The organism is Streptomyces sp. NBC_00435 (assembly GCF_036014235.1).
Classification (GTDB): Bacteria; Actinomycetota; Actinomycetes; order Streptomycetales; family Streptomycetaceae; genus Streptomyces.
Map to the genome: position 1 here is coordinate 2,336,419 of NZ_CP107924.1, position 18,070 is coordinate 2,354,488.

An 18,070-nucleotide genomic window follows, 5' to 3' on the forward strand; every position below is an offset into this window, starting at 1 on the left:
AGGAACCCCTACCAATTCCGGCATTCAGGCCAGCAGTTACGAAACGCGCGAAAGCCGCTTGAGCAACAAAGCGGACGTCACCGGTCGCGCCCCGGCCTTGGCCACCCCGTCGGCGACCTCCCGGTCCGTGGAAACCACGACCACCGGCCGGCCCGGGGGCTCGGCGCGCACCAGCTGGCGGATCAGCTCGTCCGCGGTCACCCCGGCCTTCGAGAACAGCACCCGCACCCCGCGCGGCGGCGCGAGCAGCACCGGTGCCGCCAGCTCCGCCCCGTCGAAGACACAGGTCATCTCGGCGCCCGTCTGCGCGGCGAGCATCGACAGCCCGCCCAGCAGCCGCAGCCGCTGCTTCTCCAGCGGCATCGTCGGGTAGCCGGTCTTGGTGACGTTGTAGCCGTCGACCACCAGATGGGCCTGCGGCAGCGCCAGCAACTGGTCCAGCAGGGCCGGGTCGGTCTCCGACAGCGCGCGCGCCGCGATGTCCTTCGGGGTCATCCGGCCCGGCTCCACCGCCTCCACCGTGTCGGCGGGCCGCGTGGAGACCGGCGGCAGCGCGAGCTCCCGGCGCAGTCCCGCGGCGGCGTCCAGCACGGTGTCCAGCAGCAGCCGCAGCCGCATGTCCTCGATGCTGCGTCCTTCACGGGTGGCCCGGCGCGAGGTCTCCAGCGCCGACTCCACCTCCGCGAGGCGGGACTTGAGCCGCCGGGTCTCGCTCTCCGCGGTGGTCACCCGGGCGGCCGACTCGGCGCGGATGCCGTCGATCTCGGCGTTGACCTTGCGCAGGGCGGCGTCGCCCCGCTTGACGTCGCTGAGGGCGCTGCGCAGCTTGCGCTGAAGCGATTCCGCTTCCTTGCGCACCGCCTCCAGCTCGGCCCGTACCTGGTCGACGCCCGCGCGCTGCAGTTCCCGAACGTGGGCCAGCTCCTCGCGGAGCCGGTCCAGCTCCCGGCGGGCCTCCTCGTCGACCCGCTCGGCGTCGGCGCGCTGCGCCTCCTCACCGGCGGCGGCGACCAGCTTGACCCAGCCGGCCGGCCTCAGGACGTACGCGGCGGCCGCCACGTCCAGCGGATCGGCGGCGGCGGGCGGGGCGCCCGACTCCAGCGCCGCGGCCAGGTCGGCCTGCGCCTCGCGGAGTTTCTCGGCGACCCGGCCCCGGAAGACGGGGTCGCTCTCCACGGCCGTCGCCATGGCGTTGCCCGCGAACTTGGCGCGCCGGGTCGGGGTGAACCGGGCGTACTGGCGCAGCTGCGCCGGAAGGTCCGCGACCGTCAGCCCGCCGAAGGCGTCCGAGACGAGCGCGACGACCCGGCGCCGCACGCCTTCCGGCAGCGGGCGGTCGAGCACCTCGGCGGCATCGCCGGCCGCGTCGGCCGGCTCAGGGCCGCTTGCTGGCTCCACAATCCGTCACCCCTACCGTCATTAACCTGCGGGCGGGGCTCCCTCAGGAGTCCGCGCCCGGCCTGTCCACGAGCTCGATCTGGTCCACCGCGTTGCACCAGCGGCAGCGCACCGACTCGATGGTCTCATTGACCACCTCTCGCTCTTCGACCTTGGGCTCCCCGGCGAGGTCCAGGTGGACGTACTCCACGACCTTCGACGAGCGGGTGACGTCGAAACGCGTGAGATTGCCGCACAGGGTGCAGCGCCACCGGGTGGTGTCGGTCGGCAGGGGAACCGTCATCAGGCCGCTCTCTCCTTCTATCGCGTACGGGGCTGTGTCATACGGGTCGTGCACAGCTCGTAACCCTACGGCCTGCCGCGCTCGCGGGTGGGCCCGGTTCGGTCATGCTCAGTCGCATGATCGTAAGGTGGCAGGCCCTACGCGAGGCCGCCCGGGGCCCGGTGGTCACCCACGCGCTGATCGCCGGCTGCTGCGTGGTGTTCGTGCTGAGTCCGGCCTCGGGGCTGAACCCGGTCTACGGGACGGGCGATCAGCTGCTGGTCAACGGGACGGCGTACTTCCGGCGCTGGGGCGTGGTCCCCGACGAGCTGTTCACCGGCTCCGGCCGGGCGGCGCTCACCCCGCTGACCGCCCTTTTCGTGCACGGCAGCTGGCTGCACCTGCTGGGCAACATGCTCTTCCTCCATGTCTTCGGGGGGATGACGGAGCGGCGCATGGGCCGGGCCGGGTTCCTCGGCTTCTACGTCTGTACGGGTTACCTGGCCCTGGCGGCGTACGCGGCGGCCAACGCCTCCTCGGACCAGACCCTGGTCGGGGCCTCGGGTGCCATCTCCGCGGTCCTGGGGGCCTTCCTGTGCCTGTTCCCCAGGGCGCGGGTGACGAGCCTGTTCCCGTTCCTGTTCTTCCTGCCCCTGCGGTTCCCGGCGTGGATCGTCCTGATGTTCTGGTTCGCCCTCCAGTGGCTGGCGGCCCACCGGGCGGCGAGCGGGCCCGGAGTCGCCTATCTGGCCCACGTGGTGGGCTTCTCGGTGGGCTTCCTCTACGCGTGGGTCCGCTACCGGCGTGGGACTAGAGTGAGGCGACCAGTGACTGCCGGCGAGGGAGACAGCCAACCGTGATCACCGCGATCGTGCTCATCAAGACCAGCGTGGACCGGATCCCCGAGATCGCCGAGGCCATCGCCGCGCTGGAAAGCGTCAGCGAGGTCTACTCCGTCACGGGTACGTACGACCTCATCGCGCTGGTCCGGGTGTCCCGGCACGAGGACCTGGCGGACATCATCCCCGGCCGCATCAGCAAGATCCCGGGCGTGGAGGCCACGGACACGCACGTGGCGTTCCGCACCTACTCCCAGCACGACCTCGAAGCGGCGTTCGCGATCGGCCTGGACGCGTAGGTCCCGCCAGAGGGGTGGCGTGCTCCAGGTCACACGTCCGGTGCCGCGCGTCGCGATGAGTTCCGGGCCGGGACGCGGTCTGTACTGCCGTGGACCCGGTGCGAACACCGCGCCCGATACCGAGGAGACCCCCATGCGCATCGTCATCAGCGAGTTCATCAGCCTCGACGGCGTGGTGCAGGCGCCCGGTGGGCCCGATGAGGACACCGACGGCGGTTTCACCCACGGCGGCTGGTCGCACCCGTTCTTCGACGCGGAGGTGGTGGGCGGCGCCTTCGCCGAGGCGACCGCCAAGGCCGGAGCACTTTTGTTCGGCCGCCGTACGTGGCAGTCGATGGCCGCCGCCTGGCCCGGGCGGGCCGGTGATCCCTTCGCGGACCGGATGAACGCGATCGCCAAGTACGTGGTGTCCGGCACCCTGGGCGACTCGGACCTGACGTGGAACAACACCACCCTCATCCCCGGCTCCGGGGCCGTCGCCCGGATCCGCGAGCTGCACGCGGCCGGGGGCGGCGACCTGGTGGTCATGGGCAGCCCCACGCTGGTACGGACGCTGCTGAGCGAGGGCCTGGTCGACGAGCTGCGACTCATGGTCATGCCGGTGCTGCTCGGCGGCGGAAAGTCGATCTTCCCCGAGGACGGTGGTCTGCGGACCCTGGAGCTGGTCTCGTCGGTCACCGCGTCCACGGGCACGCAGGTGTGCACGTACCGGCCGGTGGCCCGGGCGTAGCGCCGCCGGGGCCCTCCCGTCGCCGGGGTTCCCGCGGCGGTCTTCCCCCCGCCCGGCGGTCAGACCGCCGGGACGCAGCGGCCCTCTTCGGTGCGGTACTTCCACTTCGCACCGTCCTCGACGAGCTCCTTGACGGCGCGGACGAAGCGCTCGACGTGCTCGTCGGGGGTACCGGCGCCGAAGCTGACGCGGATCGCGTTGAGCGAGCGCTCCCCCGGGGCCGCCTCCGGGGCTCCGCACTCGCCCTGGGCCTGCGGCTCGCTGCCCAGGAGGGTACGGACCAACGGGTGGGCGCAGAACAGGCCGTCACGGACGCCGATGCCGTACTCGGCGGAGAGCGCGGCGGCGAAGTGGGAGCTGTTCCAGCCGTCCACCACGAAGGAGATGACGCCGACCCGCGGGGCGTCGTCACCGAAGAGGGAGAGGATCCGCACCGCGGGGACGTCCGCCAGACCGTCCCTGACCTTGGCGATGAGCTGCCGCTCGCGGGCGACGAGGCTGTCGAACCCGGCCTCGTTCAGCGCCTTGCAGGCGGAGGCGATGGAGTAGACGCCGATGACGTTCGGGGAGCCGGCCTCGTGGCGGGCCGCCGTGGTGTGCCACTCCACGTCCACGCCGCCGTCCTCGCGCCGGGCCACCTTGCGGGAGGCACCGCCACCGGCCAGGTACGGCTCGGCCTCCTGCAGCCAGTCCGAGCGGCCGGCGAGCACGCCCGAGCCGAAGGGCGCGTAGAGCTTGTGGCCGGAGAAGGCGACCCAGTCCACGTCCAGCTCCTGCACGGAGACCGGGTGGTGCGGGGCCAGCTGGGCGGCGTCCAGCACGATCCGCGCGCCGTGGGCGTGCGCGGCGGCGGCGAGCTCCTTGACGGGCCACAGCTCACCGGTGACGTTCGAGGCGCCGGTGACGCAGACCAGCGCCGGGCCGTAGGGGTCGCGGTCGGCGAGCGCCCGCTCCAGGGTCTCGACGGCCTGGGCCGGGGTGCGGGGCGCGTTGAGGTAGGTGACCTGCGCGTCCTTCCACGGCAGCAGCGAGGCGTGGTGCTCGGTCTCGAAGACGAACACCTGGCAGTCGGCCGGCACCACGGCGGCGAGCAGGTTCAGGGAGTCGGTGGTGGACCGGGTAAAGATCACCTGGTCGGTGGGACGGCAGTCGAGGAACTCGGCGACGGTGACGCGGCTCTGCTCGAAGAGGTCGGTGGAGAGCTGCGAGAGGTAACCGGCGCCGCGGTGCACGCTGCCGTAGTACGGGGCGTACGCGGCCACGTCGTCCCAGACGCGCTGCAGGGCGGGAGCGCTGGCCGCGTAGTCGAGGGCGGCGTAGGTGACTTCGCCGCCGGTGACGAGCGGGACGGTGACGTCACGGCCGAGGACCGGCAGCGGCTCGGCACAGGCGGGGTCGACGGTGGCGTCGGCGGAGGTGGCAGCGGCGTTCAGGGTTGCGGACATGGCGGTATCTCCCGGCAGGCGGTCTGAATGGCTTCGACGTGCCCGTACGCGGATACGGCTCTGCGGCCGTTCGGGGTACGGGAATTGCCTCGGAGGGCGGGGAGGCGTGCGCAGATGTGCGGGTACGCCGAAAGGACCCTGTTCCGAGGGGTGAAGAAGGGGCGGATTCGCCCTATCGCATTCGCTTGCTCACGGAAAACGCTCCTCGAGAGACCAGGACCCCTGGTGTCGAGGGATCCGCGCTTGCCGTAGGCCTCACTGCCTACGACCTGGTCATCACCCGGGGCACCCCGCCACGGAAGGAGGGTTGCCGGACAGCAAGCCGGGGCCAAAACGCTGTCACTCGTGACCTGAGGAGCATCCTGCCACAAGATCCTCCGGGCGCAAGACCCCGGTCCACATGCCGGACCGGGGATCTTGGCCGGATCCGGCCTAGGCGTTGCTCGCCGCCACCCACCGCGCCAGCGCCGCCCGGGCCGCGCCCGAGTCGATCGACTCCGCCGCCCGGGCCACGCCCGCCGCCAGCTGCTCCTCCAGCGTCCCCGCACCCGGGTCCAGCGCGACCAGCGCCGCCGCGGAGTTCAGCAGGACGGCATCGCGGACCGGGCCGGTCTCGCCGGCCAGCAGGCGCCGGGCCACGTCCGCGTTGTAGGAGGCGTCCGCGCCGCCGAGCGCGGAGACGTCCACCAGCGGGATGCCGATGTCGCGCGGGTCGAAGGTCTGCTCCGCGACCTTGCCGTCGCGGACCCACCAGACCTTGGAGGTCGCCGTGGTGGTGAGCTCGTCCAGGCCGTCGTCACCGCGGAAGACCAGCGCCGAGGAACCGCGCTCGGCCAGTACGCCCGCGACGATCGGGGCCATCCGGGCATCGGCCACACCGGTGGCCTGGGCCCGTACCTTCGCCGGGTTGGTGAGCGGGCCGAGGAAGTTGAAGGTGGTCCGGATGCCCAGTTCCTTGCGGGCCGCCGCCACGTGCCGCAGCGCCGGGTGGAACCTCACCGCGAAGCAGAAGGTGATCCCGGCCTCCTCGGCGACCTGCGCGACCCGCGCGGGGGTGAGGTCGAGGTTGACGCCCAGCTTCTCCAGGACGTCCGAGGAGCCGCTGGCGGAGGACGCGGCCCGGTTGCCGTGCTTGACCACCTTGGCGCCCGTACCGGCCACCACGACCGCTGACATCGTCGAGATGTTGACCGTCTTGGCGCCGTCGCCGCCGGTGCCGACGATGTCCACCGTCCGGCCCGGCACCTCGATCAGGTTGGCGTGTTCGTACATGGCCCGCACCAGGCCGTTGATCTCCGCGACCGTCTCGCCCTTGGCCCGCAGCGCGACGGCGAAGCCGGCGATCTGGGCGTCGGTGGCCTCCCCGCGCATGATCCGGTCCATCGCCCAGGCCGTGTCGTCGGCGCTGAGGTCCCGGCCGGTCAGCAGGGCGTCCAGGACACCCGGCCAGCCACGGGCCGCCACGCTGTCGCCGCCTGCCGGGGTCACAACGTTCATGGTCCGCTCCTGCTGCTGGTCGGCCGTCCGATGCCGGGGCCCACGTCGAATGGGAAGGGCTTCAGCCTATCCAGCCCAGGAGACGGCAAAGAGCCCCGTCCAGACACTGGACGGGGCTCTCGCCGTGGCGACACCAGGACTGACCGAAATCAGTCCCTCAAGCTGTCATGCATGCAGCGTGAATCATGAAGCGTGTGAAGCGGTGACGCGGGAGATCAGTGGTGGCCGTGGCCGCTCTGGATCTCCTTGTACTCCTCGGCCGAAGGCTTCGGGATCTGGTTGTTCTCCCCGTAGAAGCCCTTGCTGAGCTTCACGCGGAGCTTCTCCACGGCCTTCACCTTGCGCTCGACACCGTTCTCGTCGACCGTCACGCCGATCTCGGCGGGCTGGTACTGCTCGTACGAGGTGATCGTGTGCAGCTTGCCCTGCGAGAGCGGCTCGTGGACCTCGACGAACTCACCGTGCGGCAGGCGCTTGATGATGCCGGTCTCGCGACCGTGCAGCACCTTGTCCCGGTCCCTGCGCTGGAGGCCGAGGCAGATGCGCTTGGTGATGATGAACGCGACGACCGGACCGACGAAGAACGCGACCCGGGCGAACCAGGTGATCGAGTTGATCGACAGGTGGAAGTACTGCGCGAACATGTCGTTTCCACCGGCGATCAGCAGGATGACGTACCACGTCAGCCAGGCCACACCGAAGGCGGTACGGGTCGGGACGTTGCGCGGGCGGTCCAGGATGTGGTGCTCGCGCTTGTCCCCGGTGACCCAGGACTCGATGAACGGGTAGACCGCGATCGCGACCAGGATCAGCGGGAAGATCACCAGCGGGACGAACACACCCAGGACGAGGGTGTGGCCCCACAGGTTGATCTCCCAGCCCGGCATGGCACGGATCAGGCCTTCGGAGAAGCCCATGTACCAGTCGGGCTGCGCACCGGTGGACACGTGGTCCGGGCGGTACGGGCCGAGCGCCCAGATCGGGTTGATCGAGGCGATCGCCGCGACGGCCGCGATGACACCGAAGACCAGGAAGAAGAAGCCTCCGGCCTTGGCCATGTAGACCGGCAGCAGCGGCATGCCGACGACGTTCTTCTCCGTCTTGCCGGGGCCCGCGAACTGGGTGTGCTTGTGGTAGAAGACCAGGATCAGGTGGGCCACCAGCAGGCCCATCATGATGCCGGGCAGCAGCAGGATGTGGACCGAGTAGAACCGGGACACGAAGTCGCCGCCGGGGAACTCGCCGCCGAAGAGGAAGAACGACAGGTACGTGCCGACGACCGGCACGGACAGGATCGCGCCCTCCATGAAGCGGACACCGGTGCCCGAGAGCAGGTCGTCCGGCAGGGAGTAACCGGTGAAACCGGTGAACATGCCGAGGACCAGCAGCAGGAAGCCGAAGATCCAGTTGACCTCGCGCGGCTTGCGGAACGCGCCGGTGAAGAAGACGCGCATCATGTGCACGAGCATCGCCGCGACGAAGATCAGCGCCGACCAGTGGTGGATCTGCCGGATGAGCAGACCGCCGCGGACGTCGAAGCTGATGTCGAGGGTCGACTTGAACGCCTCGGACATCGTGACGCCCTGCATGGGGACGTACGAGCCGTGGTAGACGACCTCGTTCATGCTCGGGTGGAAGAACAGCGTCAGGTACACACCCGTGAGGATGAGGATGATGAAGCTGTAGAGGCAGATCTCACCCAGCATGAAGGACCAGTGGTCCGGGAAGATCTTGCGCATGTTCGACTTGGCGAGGCTGTAGATGCCCAGCCGGCCGTCGGCCCAGTCGGCTACACGCTCGCCGGCCGGGGCCTTGCGCTCTTTGGTGTCTGAGGCAGTGCTCATCCGCGCTCCCAGAATGCAGGACCGACGGGCTCTTCGAAGTCGCCGAGCGCCTCGAGGAAACCTTCGTCATTCACGCCGATCCGCAGCTGCGGGAGCGCGTGACCAGCCGGGCCGAAGATGACTCGGGCGCCGTCGGAGAGGTCGAAGGTGGACTGGTGGCACGGGCAGAGCACGTGGTGCGACTGCTGCTCGTACAGGCTGATCGGGCAGCCGACGTGGGTGCAGATCTTGGAGTAGGCCACGATGCCCTCGTGGGACCACTCCAGTTCCCGCTTGTCCTTGATGTCTTCCGGCTTGATGCGGACGATCATCAGGGCGGCCTTGGCGATCTGGGTCTGGAAGTCGTGCGCGTCCTCCTCCAGGCCTTCCGGCGAGGCGAAGGTCAGCGAACCGACGACGACGTCCTCGGGACGCAGCGGCTCATTGGTGTTCGTGTTGATGAGCAGCTTGCCCTTGGCCCAGACCGTCTTGCGCAGCTTGTCCTCGGGCAGCGGGCCCAGGTCGCGCAGGATCACGACGGCGGAGAGCGGCAGCAGGGCCAGCGCACCGAACATCGTGTTGCGGATGAGCGGGCGGCGGCCGATGGCCGACTCGCGCGCACCGTCCGCGAAGTCCGACATGACCTGCGCCTTGACCTCGGCCGGGGCCGCGATCTCGTGGCGCTCCGCGGCGACCTCGACGTCGGACATCAGGGTGCGGGCCCAGTGGACCGCGCCCGCGCCGATGCAGAAGAGGGCCGCGCCGAGGGTCATGCCCAGCGCGAAGTTCAGAGCGCTCACCTTCCCGATGGGGAAGATGTAGACGATCTTGTCGACGGGCAGGGCCACGAAGGAGGTGATGAAACCGATCGTGGCCAGCATCGACAGGGTGAACAGCATGGCCACCGTGCGCTCGGACCGCTTCGCGGCCCGCTCGTCGATGTCCTGGATGCGCGGCCTGTGGACCGGGAGACCCGGGTCCGCGAACGGGTCGTCCGCAACCGCTACGCCACCGTGGTGCGCGTCGCCCTGCTCGCTCGGCAGGTGCTTCTCTTCGGGAATGTCTTGGCTACTCATGACTTCTTGGCCTTAGCGGTGTGGGCCGCGACCCAGACGGCGACAGCGATCAGCGCACCCAGTCCGAAGACCCAGCCGAACAGGCCCTCGGAGACGGGGCCGAGGCCACCGAGCTTGAGGCCACCGGGGCTGGTCGACTTCTCGCCGTTCACGTTCTGGAGGTACGCGATGATGTCCTTCTTCTGCTTCTCCGGCATGGTGCTGTCCGGGAAGGAGGGCATGTTCTGCGGGCCGGTGAGCATGGCCTCGTAGATGTGCTTCGGCTCGACGCCCTCGAGGTTCGGGGCGTACTTGCCGTTCGTCAGCGCGCCGCCCTCGCCGGTGAAGTTGTGGCACTGCGCGCAGTTGTTGCGGAACAGCTCACCACCCTTGGCGATGTCGGCGCCCGCCGGGTCGTAGTTCTTCTCGGTCGGCGTGATCGGACCGGCACCGAGGGACGCGATGTACGCGGCCAGCTGGTCGGTCTGCGCCTGGCTGTAGATGACGGGCTTCTTCGGCACCTGGGCGCCGGGCTGCTGGGCGGGCATGCGGCCCGTGCTCACCTGGAAGTCGACGGCCGCGGAGCCGACGCCTACCAGGCTGGGGCCGTCAGAGGAACCCTGACCGCCGGTTCCGTGGCAGCTTGCGCAGCCGACGGCGTAGAGCTTCTTGCCCTCCTCGATGGCGAGGGACTGGGCGGTTTCGTCGGCCTTCGCATTGCCCGCGGGCGCGAAGGCGGCGTACAGCCCCCCAGTGACCGCCAGCGCGAAGAGTAGAACGACGACCGCCGCCAGCGGATGGCGTCGTCGTGCGGAGAGCTTTTTCACGGATTACCCCGGTGTCAGGATCTTCTGCGTCGGTGAGTCTGGATGGAGTGCCGGGCCGGGCCCGGCGACGTGTTCGCTACTTGATCAGGTAGATCGTCGCGAAGAGGCCGATCCAGACAACATCGACGAAGTGCCAGTAGTAGGACACGACGATGGCCGACGTGGCCTGTTCGTGGGTGAACCTCTTGGCCGCGTACGTCCGGCCGAGGACCAGCAGGAAGGCGATGAGACCGCCCGTCACGTGCAGCCCGTGGAAGCCGGTGGTCAGGTAGAACACCGATCCGTACGGTCCGGACGAGAGGGAGATGCCCTCGTGCTTGACCAGCTCGGTGTACTCGAACACCTGGCCGCCAATGAAGATCGCACCCATGACGAACGTGATGATGAACCACGACCTGAGCTTCTTCACGTCACCGCGCTCGGCGGCGAATACGCCGAGCTGGCAGGTGAGCGAGGAAAGCACCAGGATCGTCGTGTTCGTCGCCGAGAAGGGCAGATTCAGGTTTGAAGCCTGTTCTGTCCAGTACTCGGTTCCTGTCACGGATCGCAGGGTGAAGTACATCGCGAAGAGGGCCGCGAAGAACATCAGCTCGGAACTCAACCAGATGATGGTTCCGACGCTGACGAGGTTCGGCCTGTTGACCGTCGGGTGCGCGTGCCCGGTATCTACTGTCGTTGCTGTCGCCACGACCGACATTATGTCGGTCCCTTATCCCGCCCTCACCCCGGGGGGTGCCGTTCGGAGTGTCAGGGGCGTGTGCAAGGCCCGAACGGCCCATCAGATCGCCCGTCGCGCGTCGGACGGACCTCCGCGGGCGAGGCTGTGCGAACCGATGTTGACACCGGGTCGGACGGAGTAGCATCCCGCGCAACATCAACGTGAGTCACGGGACACGTGGAGGAACGAAATGCGGGCGACTGCGCGGGTTCTGGTCTACAGCGACGACTCGGGCACCCGGGAGCAGGTGCGGCTGGCGGCCGGTCGCAGGCCGGCCGCGGACCTGCCGCCGGTGGAGTTCCTGGAGTGCGCGACCCTCCCCGCCGTCCTCAAGGAGCTGGACGCGGGCGGGATCGACGTGTGCGTGCTGGACGGCGAGGCGGTCCCGGCCGGGGGCATGGGCGTGTGCCGGCAGATCAAGGACGAGATCTTCCAGTGCCCGCCCGTACTGCTCCTGATGGGCCGTCCGCAGGACGCCTGGCTGGCCACCTGGAGTCGGGCGGACGCCGCCGTCACCCTTCCGGTGGATCCGGTGGACTTCGCGGAGGCCCTGGCGGGTCTCCTGCGCGTACGGCTCTCCCCGGCGGCGTAACGGCCTGTACGGCCCGCAGAGCCCTTACCGACGCATACCGGGGCACGGGGACCCGTACGGACTGTACGGGTCCCCGTGCCCCGGTAGCGGTCCCTCCCGGCGCTCCTGTCCCGGCAGTTACACCTGGGGGCGCAGGCGCGCCTGGTCGACGGGGCTGCGGCCCTCCTGGGTGCCCTTGAGGAGGACGCTGCCCTCGCGCCACTCCTTCCAGGCCATGTTCCAGTCGCCGTAGCCGTTGCCGAAGGTGTCCATGTCGTCGCCGATGCTGTTGATCACCTTGACGATGTCGCCCTCGGAGATGTTCTCGTAGAACCAGGCGGCGTTGCCCGTGCTCATGCCGGTGCAGCCGTGGCTGACGTTCTCGGAGCCCTGGGAGCCGACGGACCACGGCGCGGCGTGGACGTATTCACCACTCCAGGTGACGCGAGTCGCGTAGTAGACGGGCAGGTTGTAGTACTCGCTGCCGCCGATGCCCACGGTGTCACCGCGCATCTGGACGTAGTACTGCTTGCCGAGCACCACCTTGACGCCGTTGCGGGTGGAGAAGCCCGGCTTTCCGGTGGTCACCGGAATGGTGTTGATCACTTCTCCGTTCCGCTTGAACGTGAGGTAGTGCGAGGAGGCGTCCGTGGTGACCTCGACGCGATCGCCGATCTCCAGCTTCAGCGGCTTGGCCGCGGCCCCGTGCAGATCGTCGGAGATCTTGACGCCCTCCAGGTTGCTCCGTACGGACACGGTGGTGTTGGCCGGCCAGTACTCCTTGGGGCGGTAGTGGATCGTCTTGTCGTCCACCCAGTACCAGGAGCCCACGACGCCGGACGGCGCGTCCACGACCAGACCCCGCTCGATGACAGCGCGGGCGGCCTTGTCCTTCACGGGTTCGTCGAGCGTGGCCGTGAGGGGCTGTCCGACGCCGTACTTGCCCTCGTCCGGGCCGAACTCGATTTTGAGGACCTTCTTGGCCGGGGTGGTGTCGAAGGCGAGCGTGCGCTGCCCGGGGGCACCGCGTTCGTCCTCGGTGCTCACGAGGACCGTGTAGCGGACGCCTGCGGCCATCGGGACGGTGCTGTGCCAGCGGTCGCCGGAGGCCGACAACTCGCCCGCGAGGCGGCGGCCGTGGGTGTCCACGGCGCTCACGTCGGTGATCCGGCCGTCGCCGCTCTTGGCGGTGACCTCCAGGGGGCGGTCCGGGTCGACCGGGCGACTGCCGGAGGACTGGTTGAGGGCGACTTGGTCGCCCGCGTCGTAGGGGCGGGCGGACAGCGGGTTGTCGTCGCCCGACCCGCATGCGGTGGCGCCGGCCCCGAGGGACGCGACCAGCAGGGAGCAGCCGATTACCGTCCAAAGACGCGGTGACTGGTTCATGGGGTCAACGCTATGAAGATATGGCAATTACGGCGCGCCGAATGACTGCAAACGAGGGGCCCGGACTCCTCCATTGGAGGTGTCCGGGCCCCTGGTCTCACACTGCGGCCTCACATCGTGCCGGCGCGGCGGGCGGCGGCACGGGTGCGGCTACTGGTTCTGGTTCTCGCCGCGGTAGTACTCGTACACCCAGCCCCACAGACCGATCAGGATCAGCGGCGCCGAGAAGTACATCAGCCACCAGCCGAAGATGACACCCATGAAGGCGAAGGCGCCACCGATGGCCAGCGAGAGCGGCTGCCAGCTGTGCGGGGAGAAGAACCCCAGCTCGCCCGCCTCGTCGGCGACGTCGGCCTCCAGGTTGTCCTGGGCCATCTCGTCGACACGCTTGGCCGTGAAGGCCAGGTAGTAGCCGATCATGGCGCTCAGGCCGAAGGCCAGCGCGAGCGCGGTGGTGCCGACCGGCTCCTTGGACCACACGCCGTACACGACGGTCATGATCAGGATGAAGGCCGCGAGCCACAGGAACATCCTGCCCTGGATCTTCACTTGCCGGCCTCCTTGCCACCCGCGACGGCCTTGGCGGCCACGGAGTGGTCCTCAAGGTGGTCGAGGGCCGCGATCTCGGGGTGGTGCAGATCGAACGCCGGGGATTCGGAGCGGATCCGCGGCAGGGTGAGGAAGTTGTGCCGCGGCGGCGGGCAGGACGTCGCCCACTCGAGCGAGCGGCCGTAGCCCCACGGGTCGTCGACCTCGACCTTCTTGCCGTACTTCGCCGTCTTCCAGACGTTGTACATGAAGGGGAGCATCGACAGGCCCAGCAGGAACGAGCTGATCGTCGAAATCGTGTTCAGCAGCGTGAAGCCGTCGGCCGCGAGGTAGTCCGCGTAACGACGCGGCATGCCCTCGGCGCCCAGCCAGTGCTGCACCAGGAAGGTGCCGTGGAAGCCCACGAACAGCGTCCAGAAGGTGATCTTGCCGAGGCGCTCGTCCAGCATCTTGCCCGTGAACTTCGGCCACCAGAAGTGGAAGCCGGAGAACATCGCGAAGACCACGGTGCCGAAGATGACGTAGTGGAAGTGCGCGACGACGAAGTACGAGTCGGAGACGTGGAAGTCCATCGGGGGCGAAGCCAGGATGACGCCGGTCAGACCACCGAAGGTGAAGGTGACCAGGAAGCCGACGGCCCAGAGCATCGGGGTCTCGAAGGACAGCGAGCCCTTCCACATGGTGCCGATCCAGTTGAAGAACTTCACACCGGTCGGTACCGCGATCAGGAAGGTCATGAAGGAGAAGAACGGCAGCAGCACACCGCCGGTGACGTACATGTGGTGGGCCCACACGGTCACCGAGAGGCCGGCGATCGAGATCGTCGCGGCGATCAGACCGATGTAACCGAACATCGGCTTGCGCGAGAAGACCGGGATCACTTCGGAAATGATTCCGAAGAATGGCAGCGCGATGATGTACACCTCTGGATGGCCGAAGAACCAGAAGAGGTGTTGCCACAGTAGGGCGCCGCCATTCGCCGCGTCGAAGACGTGCGCACCGAACTTCCGGTCGGCCTCCAGCGCGAAGAGCGCGGCGGCCAGCACCGGGAAGGCGAGCAGGACCAGGACACCGGTCAGCAGCACGTTCCAGGTGAAGATCGGCATGCGGAACATCGTCATGCCGGGGGCGCGCATGCAGATGATCGTGGTGATGAAGTTGACCGAACCGAGGATCGTGCCGAAGCCGGAGAAGGCCAGACCCATGATCCACATATCGGCGCCGATACCCGGCGAGCGGACGGCGTCCGACAGCGGGGAGTAGGCGAACCAGCCGAAGTCGGCGGCACCCGAGGGGGTGACGAAGCCGGCCACCGCGATGGTCGAACCGAAGAGGTACAGCCAGTACGCGAACATGTTCAGCCGCGGGAACGCCACGTCGGGCGCGCCGATCTGCAGCGGCATGATCCAGTTCGCGAAGCCCGCGAACAGCGGGGTGGCGAACATCAGCAGCATGATCGTGCCATGCATGGTGAACGCCTGGTTGAACTGCTCGTTCGACATGATCTGCGTGCCCGGACGGGCCAGCTCGGCGCGCATGAAGAGCGCCATGATCCCGCCGATGATGAAGAACACGAACGACGTCAGCAGGTACATCGTGCCGATGGTCTTGTGGTCGGTGGTGGTGAGCCACTTCACGACCACGTTGCCCGGCTGCTTGCTCCGTACCGGCAACTCGTTCTCGTACGAGTCGGCGGCGGCACCCTGAGGCTGGTTGAGGATGCTCACAGTTTGTTCACCTCAGCATTGCGGGCCGGGTCGGTCTGCTTGATGCCGGCCGGAAGGAAGCCGGTCTGGCCCTTCTCCGCGAGCTCCTTCAGGTGCGCCTGGTACGCCTCCGGGGAGACGACCTTGACGTTGAAGAGCATGCGGGAGTGGTCGACACCGCAGAGCTCGGCGCACTTGCCCATGAAGGTGCCCTCATGGGTCGGGGTGACCTCGAAGACATTGGTGTGGCCCGGGATGACGTCCTGCTTGAACAGGAAGGGCACCACCCAGAAAGAGTGGATGACGTCGTTCGACGACAGGATGAAGCGGACCTTCTCGCCCTTGGGCAGCCACAGCGTGGGGCCCGGGTTGCCGGTCTGCTCGTTCCGGTCGCCGGGAACGCCCTTGGTGTAGACGCCTTCGGCGCCCGCCGGGAAGTCCTTGGTGTAGCGGTCCGGGATGGCGGCGAGTTCCTTGGGAACCTCGCCCGCCTTCGGGGTCGCCGCGTCGCCGTCGACGTTCTCGACGTAGTTGAAGCCCCAGCTCCACTGGTAGCCGATCACGTTGATCGTGTGCGCCGGCTTGGCGGAGAGGGAGAGCAGCTTCGACTCGTCACGCGCGGTGAAGTAGAAGAGCACCGAGACGATGATGAGCGGGACCACGGTGTACAGCGCCTCGATGGGCATGTTGTACCGGGTCTGCGGGGGAACCTCGACCTTGGTCCGGCTGCGCCGGTGGAAGATGACGCTCCACATGATCAGGCCCCACACGAGGATGCCGGTGATCAGAGCGGCCGCCCACGACCCCTGCCACAGGGAGAGGATGCGAGGCGCCTCCTCGGTGACCGGGGTGGGCAATCCGAGGCGGGGGAAGTTTTTCCATGTGTACGAGCAACCAGTGGCGGTCGCCAGAACCGTGCCCGCAGTCAGCGCCTGCAGCAGCTTCCGCCGCATCGGGCGCCGCGGCGAGCGGTCGGAGCCGTAGGGACTCACGTAGCGCCTTCCCGAGAGTCTCGGCCCGCGCGGCCGGCCGCGGCCGTATTCGGGTCGGTCGCCGGCCCTGACGCAGGCAGGGGTTTGGATGTTTATGCGGACCAAACCCTACTGGACGCTATTTGGGGTCGCGCGGGGAGGGTGCCCAACGCGCCGTTACTGACCCCGAAGGGATGGATCCGCCGTACGGGGGACGGCCCAAACGGCCCCGAATGGCCCGGTCCGGACGACATCTGACGGCCCCTGACCTCGGCCGGCCGACGCGCTGGCGCGGCGGCCGGTTAGCGTGACCGGATGCCGTACTTCGACACCGCGTCCGCCGCCCCGCTGCACCCCGTGGCCCGGCAGGCTCTCCAGGCCTCCCTCGACGAGGGCTGGGCCGACCCGGCCCGGCTGTACCGCGAGGGACGGCGGGCCCGGCTGCTGCTGGACGCGGCGCGGGAGGCGGCCGCGGAGTCGGTCGGCTGCCGCCCCGACGAGCTCGTGTTCACTCCTTCGGGGACGCACGCGGTTCACTCGGGCGTGGCCGGGGTGCTCGCGGGACGTCGGCGCACCGGCGGGCATTTGGTCGTATCAGCGGTGGAACACAGTTCTGTACTGCATGCGGCGGAGGTCCACGCGGCGGGCGGCGGGACGGTCGAGGAGGTCCCGGTGGACCGGTTCGGACGGGTCTCCGCCTCCTCCTACCGGGAGCGTGTGGGGCCGTCCACCGCGCTGGCGTGCCTCCAGTCGGCCAACCACGAGGTGGGCACCGTCCAGCCGGTGGCGGAGGTGGCCGAGGTGTGCGCCGCCGCCGGGGTCCCGTTGCTGGTGGACGCGGCGCAGTCGCTGGGCTGGGGGCCGGTCCCCGGAAGCTGGTCCGTCCTGTGCGCGAGCGCCCACAAGTGGGGCGGCCCGGCCGGGGTCGGCCTGCTGGCGGTCCGCAAGGGGGTCCGCTACTCCCCCCAAGGTCCCGCCGACGAAAGGGAGTCGGGGCGCTCCCCCGGCTTCGTCAACCTCCCCGCGGCCGTCGCGGCGGCGGCCTCCCTGCGGGCGGTGCGCGCCGAGGCGCAGGCGGAGGCGGCCCGGCTGCGGACGCTGGTGGACCGGCTGCGGCGGCGGGTGGCCCGCCTGGTTCCGGACGTGGAGGTGGTGGGCCACCCGGACCTGCGGCTCCCGCACCTGGTCACGTTCTCCTGCCTGTACGTGGACGGCGAGACCCTGCTCCACGGGCTGGACCGGGCGGGGTACTCCGTCTCCTCCGGCTCCTCGTGCACCAGCTCGACGCTGACGCCGTCCCATGTGCTGCGGGCGATGGGGGTGCTGTCGGAGGGGAACGTACGGGTGTCCCTGCCGGCCGGCACGACGGCGGCGGAGGTCAACGGCTTCCTGGAGGTCCTGCCCGGGCTGGTGGCGGGTGTCCGGGAGCAACTCGGCGCCGTGGAACCGGCGGTGTCCGTCCCGGACGCGGAGTCACTCGAGGTGGACGCGCTCGGGCTGCGGTGTCCGCAGCCGGTGATCGAGCTGGCGCGGGTGATCGGGCGGGTGCCGGTGGGGGGGACGGTGACGGTCCTTTCGGACGACGAGGTCGCCCGGCTGGACATTCCGGCGTGGTGCGCGATGCGCGGCCAGACCTACGTGGGCGAGTCCCCCCGCCCCACCGGCACGGCCTACACGATCCGCCGCGCCGTCTGACCCGGTGCGGGGCCGGCCCACTCCCCCGGCCGGCACGGCACACCCGGCCCGCCGCGCCGTCTGACCCGGTGCGGGGCCGGGGACGTCACCTCCGGGTGGCCCTGGGGGCCGTGCCCGGCCGGCTGGCCGTTACGCCGGTCTCCGGCCCTCGGCCGCGGGTGGTGGGCCCCGCGGGGGTGTCCCCTACCCGTCCCCCGGGATCCGTCCGGGGGGGGACCCCCAGTTCGCCCGTTCCCTGGACTCGGCCGGTGTCAGCCCGCACGCGAGCGCCGGCGGGGCTGGAAAATCCAGCCCCGCCG

Annotated in this window: 17 protein-coding genes and 1 riboswitch; of the genes, 5 read left to right on the top strand and 12 right to left on the bottom strand. The window is 69.4% G+C overall.

What is annotated here, in order from left to right; genetic code table 11:
* Window positions 1-36: 36 nt before the first annotated feature.
* Window positions 37-1,401 (bottom strand): NYN domain-containing protein, encoded by a 1,365-nt coding sequence (locus tag OG389_RS10705; protein WP_328303663.1) that lies wholly within the window; start codon window positions 1,399-1,401, stop codon window positions 37-39.
* Window positions 1,402-1,441: 40 nt separating this feature from the next.
* Window positions 1,442-1,681: a hypothetical protein gene (locus OG389_RS10710; protein WP_008738811.1), complete on the bottom strand. Its 240-nt coding sequence runs from the start codon at window positions 1,679-1,681 to the stop codon at window positions 1,442-1,444.
* A 116-nt stretch (window positions 1,682-1,797) separates the two neighbouring features.
* Between OG389_RS10710 and OG389_RS10715 the strand changes: the two genes are divergently transcribed.
* The 3 genes from OG389_RS10715 (at window position 1,798) to OG389_RS10725 (ending at window position 3,528) form a co-directional block, all read left to right on the top strand.
* Window positions 1,798-2,520 carry a rhomboid family intramembrane serine protease gene (locus OG389_RS10715; protein WP_328298241.1) on the top strand — a complete coding sequence of 241 codons (723 nt, stop codon included), beginning with the start codon at window positions 1,798-1,800 and terminating at the stop codon, window positions 2,518-2,520.
* The gene (locus OG389_RS10720) at window positions 2,517-2,798 is read left to right on the top strand and encodes an Lrp/AsnC family transcriptional regulator (protein WP_267760277.1); all 282 of its coding nucleotides are present in this window, start codon (window positions 2,517-2,519) and stop codon (window positions 2,796-2,798) included. Before OG389_RS10715 ends, OG389_RS10720 begins: the two co-directional genes overlap by 4 nt.
* Window positions 2,799-2,931: 133 nt before the next feature.
* The gene (locus tag OG389_RS10725) at window positions 2,932-3,528 is read left to right on the top strand and encodes a dihydrofolate reductase family protein (RefSeq protein WP_328298242.1); all 597 of its coding nucleotides are present in this window, start codon (window positions 2,932-2,934) and stop codon (window positions 3,526-3,528) included.
* A 59-nt stretch (window positions 3,529-3,587) separates the two neighbouring features.
* Here the strand turns inward: OG389_RS10725 and OG389_RS10730 are convergent, their stop codons facing one another.
* From OG389_RS10730 to ctaE, 6 genes are all read right to left on the bottom strand, one after another.
* Window positions 3,588-4,973 carry an aminotransferase class V-fold PLP-dependent enzyme gene (locus OG389_RS10730; protein ID WP_328298243.1) on the bottom strand — a complete coding sequence of 462 codons (1,386 nt, stop codon included), beginning with the start codon at window positions 4,971-4,973 and terminating at the stop codon, window positions 3,588-3,590.
* A 234-nt stretch (window positions 4,974-5,207) separates the two neighbouring features.
* Window positions 5,208-5,324: riboswitch (SAM riboswitch) on the bottom strand.
* A gap of 81 nt (window positions 5,325-5,405) precedes the next feature.
* Window positions 5,406-6,470 carry an anthranilate phosphoribosyltransferase gene (gene trpD / locus OG389_RS10735; RefSeq protein WP_328298244.1) on the bottom strand — a complete coding sequence of 355 codons (1,065 nt, stop codon included), beginning with the start codon at window positions 6,468-6,470 and terminating at the stop codon, window positions 5,406-5,408.
* Window positions 6,471-6,685: 215 nt separating this feature from the next.
* Entirely contained in the window at window positions 6,686-8,314 is a 1,629-nt protein-coding gene (qcrB, locus tag OG389_RS10740; protein ID WP_328298245.1) for a cytochrome bc1 complex cytochrome b subunit, read from the bottom strand.
* The gene (gene qcrA / locus OG389_RS10745) at window positions 8,311-9,369 is read right to left on the bottom strand and encodes a cytochrome bc1 complex Rieske iron-sulfur subunit (RefSeq protein WP_328298246.1); all 1,059 of its coding nucleotides are present in this window, start codon (window positions 9,367-9,369) and stop codon (window positions 8,311-8,313) included. The genes qcrB and qcrA overlap by 4 nt, the downstream gene beginning before the upstream one ends.
* A complete protein-coding gene (gene qcrC / locus OG389_RS10750) occupies window positions 9,366-10,175 on the bottom strand; it encodes a cytochrome bc1 complex diheme cytochrome c subunit (protein WP_328298247.1) in 810 nt (269 codons plus the stop codon). Before qcrC ends, qcrA begins: the two co-directional genes overlap by 4 nt.
* 76 nt (window positions 10,176-10,251) lie before the next feature.
* A complete protein-coding gene (ctaE, locus tag OG389_RS10755) occupies window positions 10,252-10,872 on the bottom strand; it encodes an aa3-type cytochrome oxidase subunit III (protein ID WP_328298248.1) in 621 nt (206 codons plus the stop codon).
* 211 nt (window positions 10,873-11,083) lie between these two features.
* Between ctaE and OG389_RS10760 the strand changes: the two genes are divergently transcribed.
* Entirely contained in the window at window positions 11,084-11,485 is a 402-nt protein-coding gene (locus OG389_RS10760; protein ID WP_328298249.1) for a hypothetical protein, read from the top strand.
* A 117-nt stretch (window positions 11,486-11,602) separates the two neighbouring features.
* Here the strand turns inward: OG389_RS10760 and OG389_RS10765 are convergent, their stop codons facing one another.
* From OG389_RS10765 to ctaC, 4 genes are all read right to left on the bottom strand, one after another.
* Window positions 11,603-12,850: a L,D-transpeptidase gene (locus tag OG389_RS10765; RefSeq protein ID WP_328298250.1), complete on the bottom strand. Its 1,248-nt coding sequence runs from the start codon at window positions 12,848-12,850 to the stop codon at window positions 11,603-11,605.
* 150 nt (window positions 12,851-13,000) lie between these two features.
* Entirely contained in the window at window positions 13,001-13,399 is a 399-nt protein-coding gene (locus OG389_RS10770) for a cytochrome c oxidase subunit 4 (RefSeq protein WP_328298251.1), read from the bottom strand.
* The gene (ctaD, locus tag OG389_RS10775) at window positions 13,396-15,126 is read right to left on the bottom strand and encodes an aa3-type cytochrome oxidase subunit I (protein WP_328298252.1); all 1,731 of its coding nucleotides are present in this window, start codon (window positions 15,124-15,126) and stop codon (window positions 13,396-13,398) included. Before ctaD ends, OG389_RS10770 begins: the two co-directional genes overlap by 4 nt.
* On the bottom strand, window positions 15,123-16,097 hold the full coding sequence (gene ctaC, locus OG389_RS10780) for an aa3-type cytochrome oxidase subunit II (RefSeq protein ID WP_328298253.1): 975 nt from the start codon (window positions 16,095-16,097) through the stop codon (window positions 15,123-15,125). Before ctaC ends, ctaD begins: the two co-directional genes overlap by 4 nt.
* A gap of 294 nt (window positions 16,098-16,391) precedes the next feature.
* Here ctaC and OG389_RS10785 point away from each other — a divergent pair, with 294 nt between their 5' ends.
* On the top strand, window positions 16,392-17,771 hold the full coding sequence (locus OG389_RS10785; protein WP_328298254.1) for a cysteine desulfurase/sulfurtransferase TusA family protein: 1,380 nt from the start codon (window positions 16,392-16,394) through the stop codon (window positions 17,769-17,771).
* Window positions 17,772-18,070: the final 299 nt, after the last annotated feature.

What these genes read in the sequence shown, in the direction of transcription:
- OG389_RS10710 (WP_008738811.1), bottom strand. Translation starts at nt 1,681, where the DNA reads ATGACGGTTCCCCTGCCGACCGACACCACCCGGTGGCGCTGCACCCTG.
- OG389_RS10715 (WP_328298241.1), top strand. Translation starts at nt 1,798, where the DNA reads ATGATCGTAAGGTGGCAGGCCCTACGCGAGGCCGCCCGGGGCCCGGTG.
- OG389_RS10725 (WP_328298242.1), top strand. Translation starts at nt 2,932, where the DNA reads ATGCGCATCGTCATCAGCGAGTTCATCAGCCTCGACGGCGTGGTGCAG.
- OG389_RS10730 (WP_328298243.1), bottom strand. Translation starts at nt 4,973, where the DNA reads ATGTCCGCAACCCTGAACGCCGCTGCCACCTCCGCCGACGCCACCGTC.
- trpD (WP_328298244.1), bottom strand. Translation starts at nt 6,470, where the DNA reads ATGAACGTTGTGACCCCGGCAGGCGGCGACAGCGTGGCGGCCCGTGGC.
- qcrB (WP_328298245.1), bottom strand. Translation starts at nt 8,314, where the DNA reads ATGAGCACTGCCTCAGACACCAAAGAGCGCAAGGCCCCGGCCGGCGAG.
- qcrA (WP_328298246.1), bottom strand. Translation starts at nt 9,369, where the DNA reads ATGAGTAGCCAAGACATTCCCGAAGAGAAGCACCTGCCGAGCGAGCAG.
- ctaE (WP_328298248.1), bottom strand. Translation starts at nt 10,872, where the DNA reads ATGTCGGTCGTGGCGACAGCAACGACAGTAGATACCGGGCACGCGCAC.
- OG389_RS10760 (WP_328298249.1), top strand. Translation starts at nt 11,084, where the DNA reads ATGCGGGCGACTGCGCGGGTTCTGGTCTACAGCGACGACTCGGGCACC.
- OG389_RS10765 (WP_328298250.1), bottom strand. Translation starts at nt 12,850, where the DNA reads ATGAACCAGTCACCGCGTCTTTGGACGGTAATCGGCTGCTCCCTGCTG.
- OG389_RS10785 (WP_328298254.1), top strand. Translation starts at nt 16,392, where the DNA reads ATGCCGTACTTCGACACCGCGTCCGCCGCCCCGCTGCACCCCGTGGCC.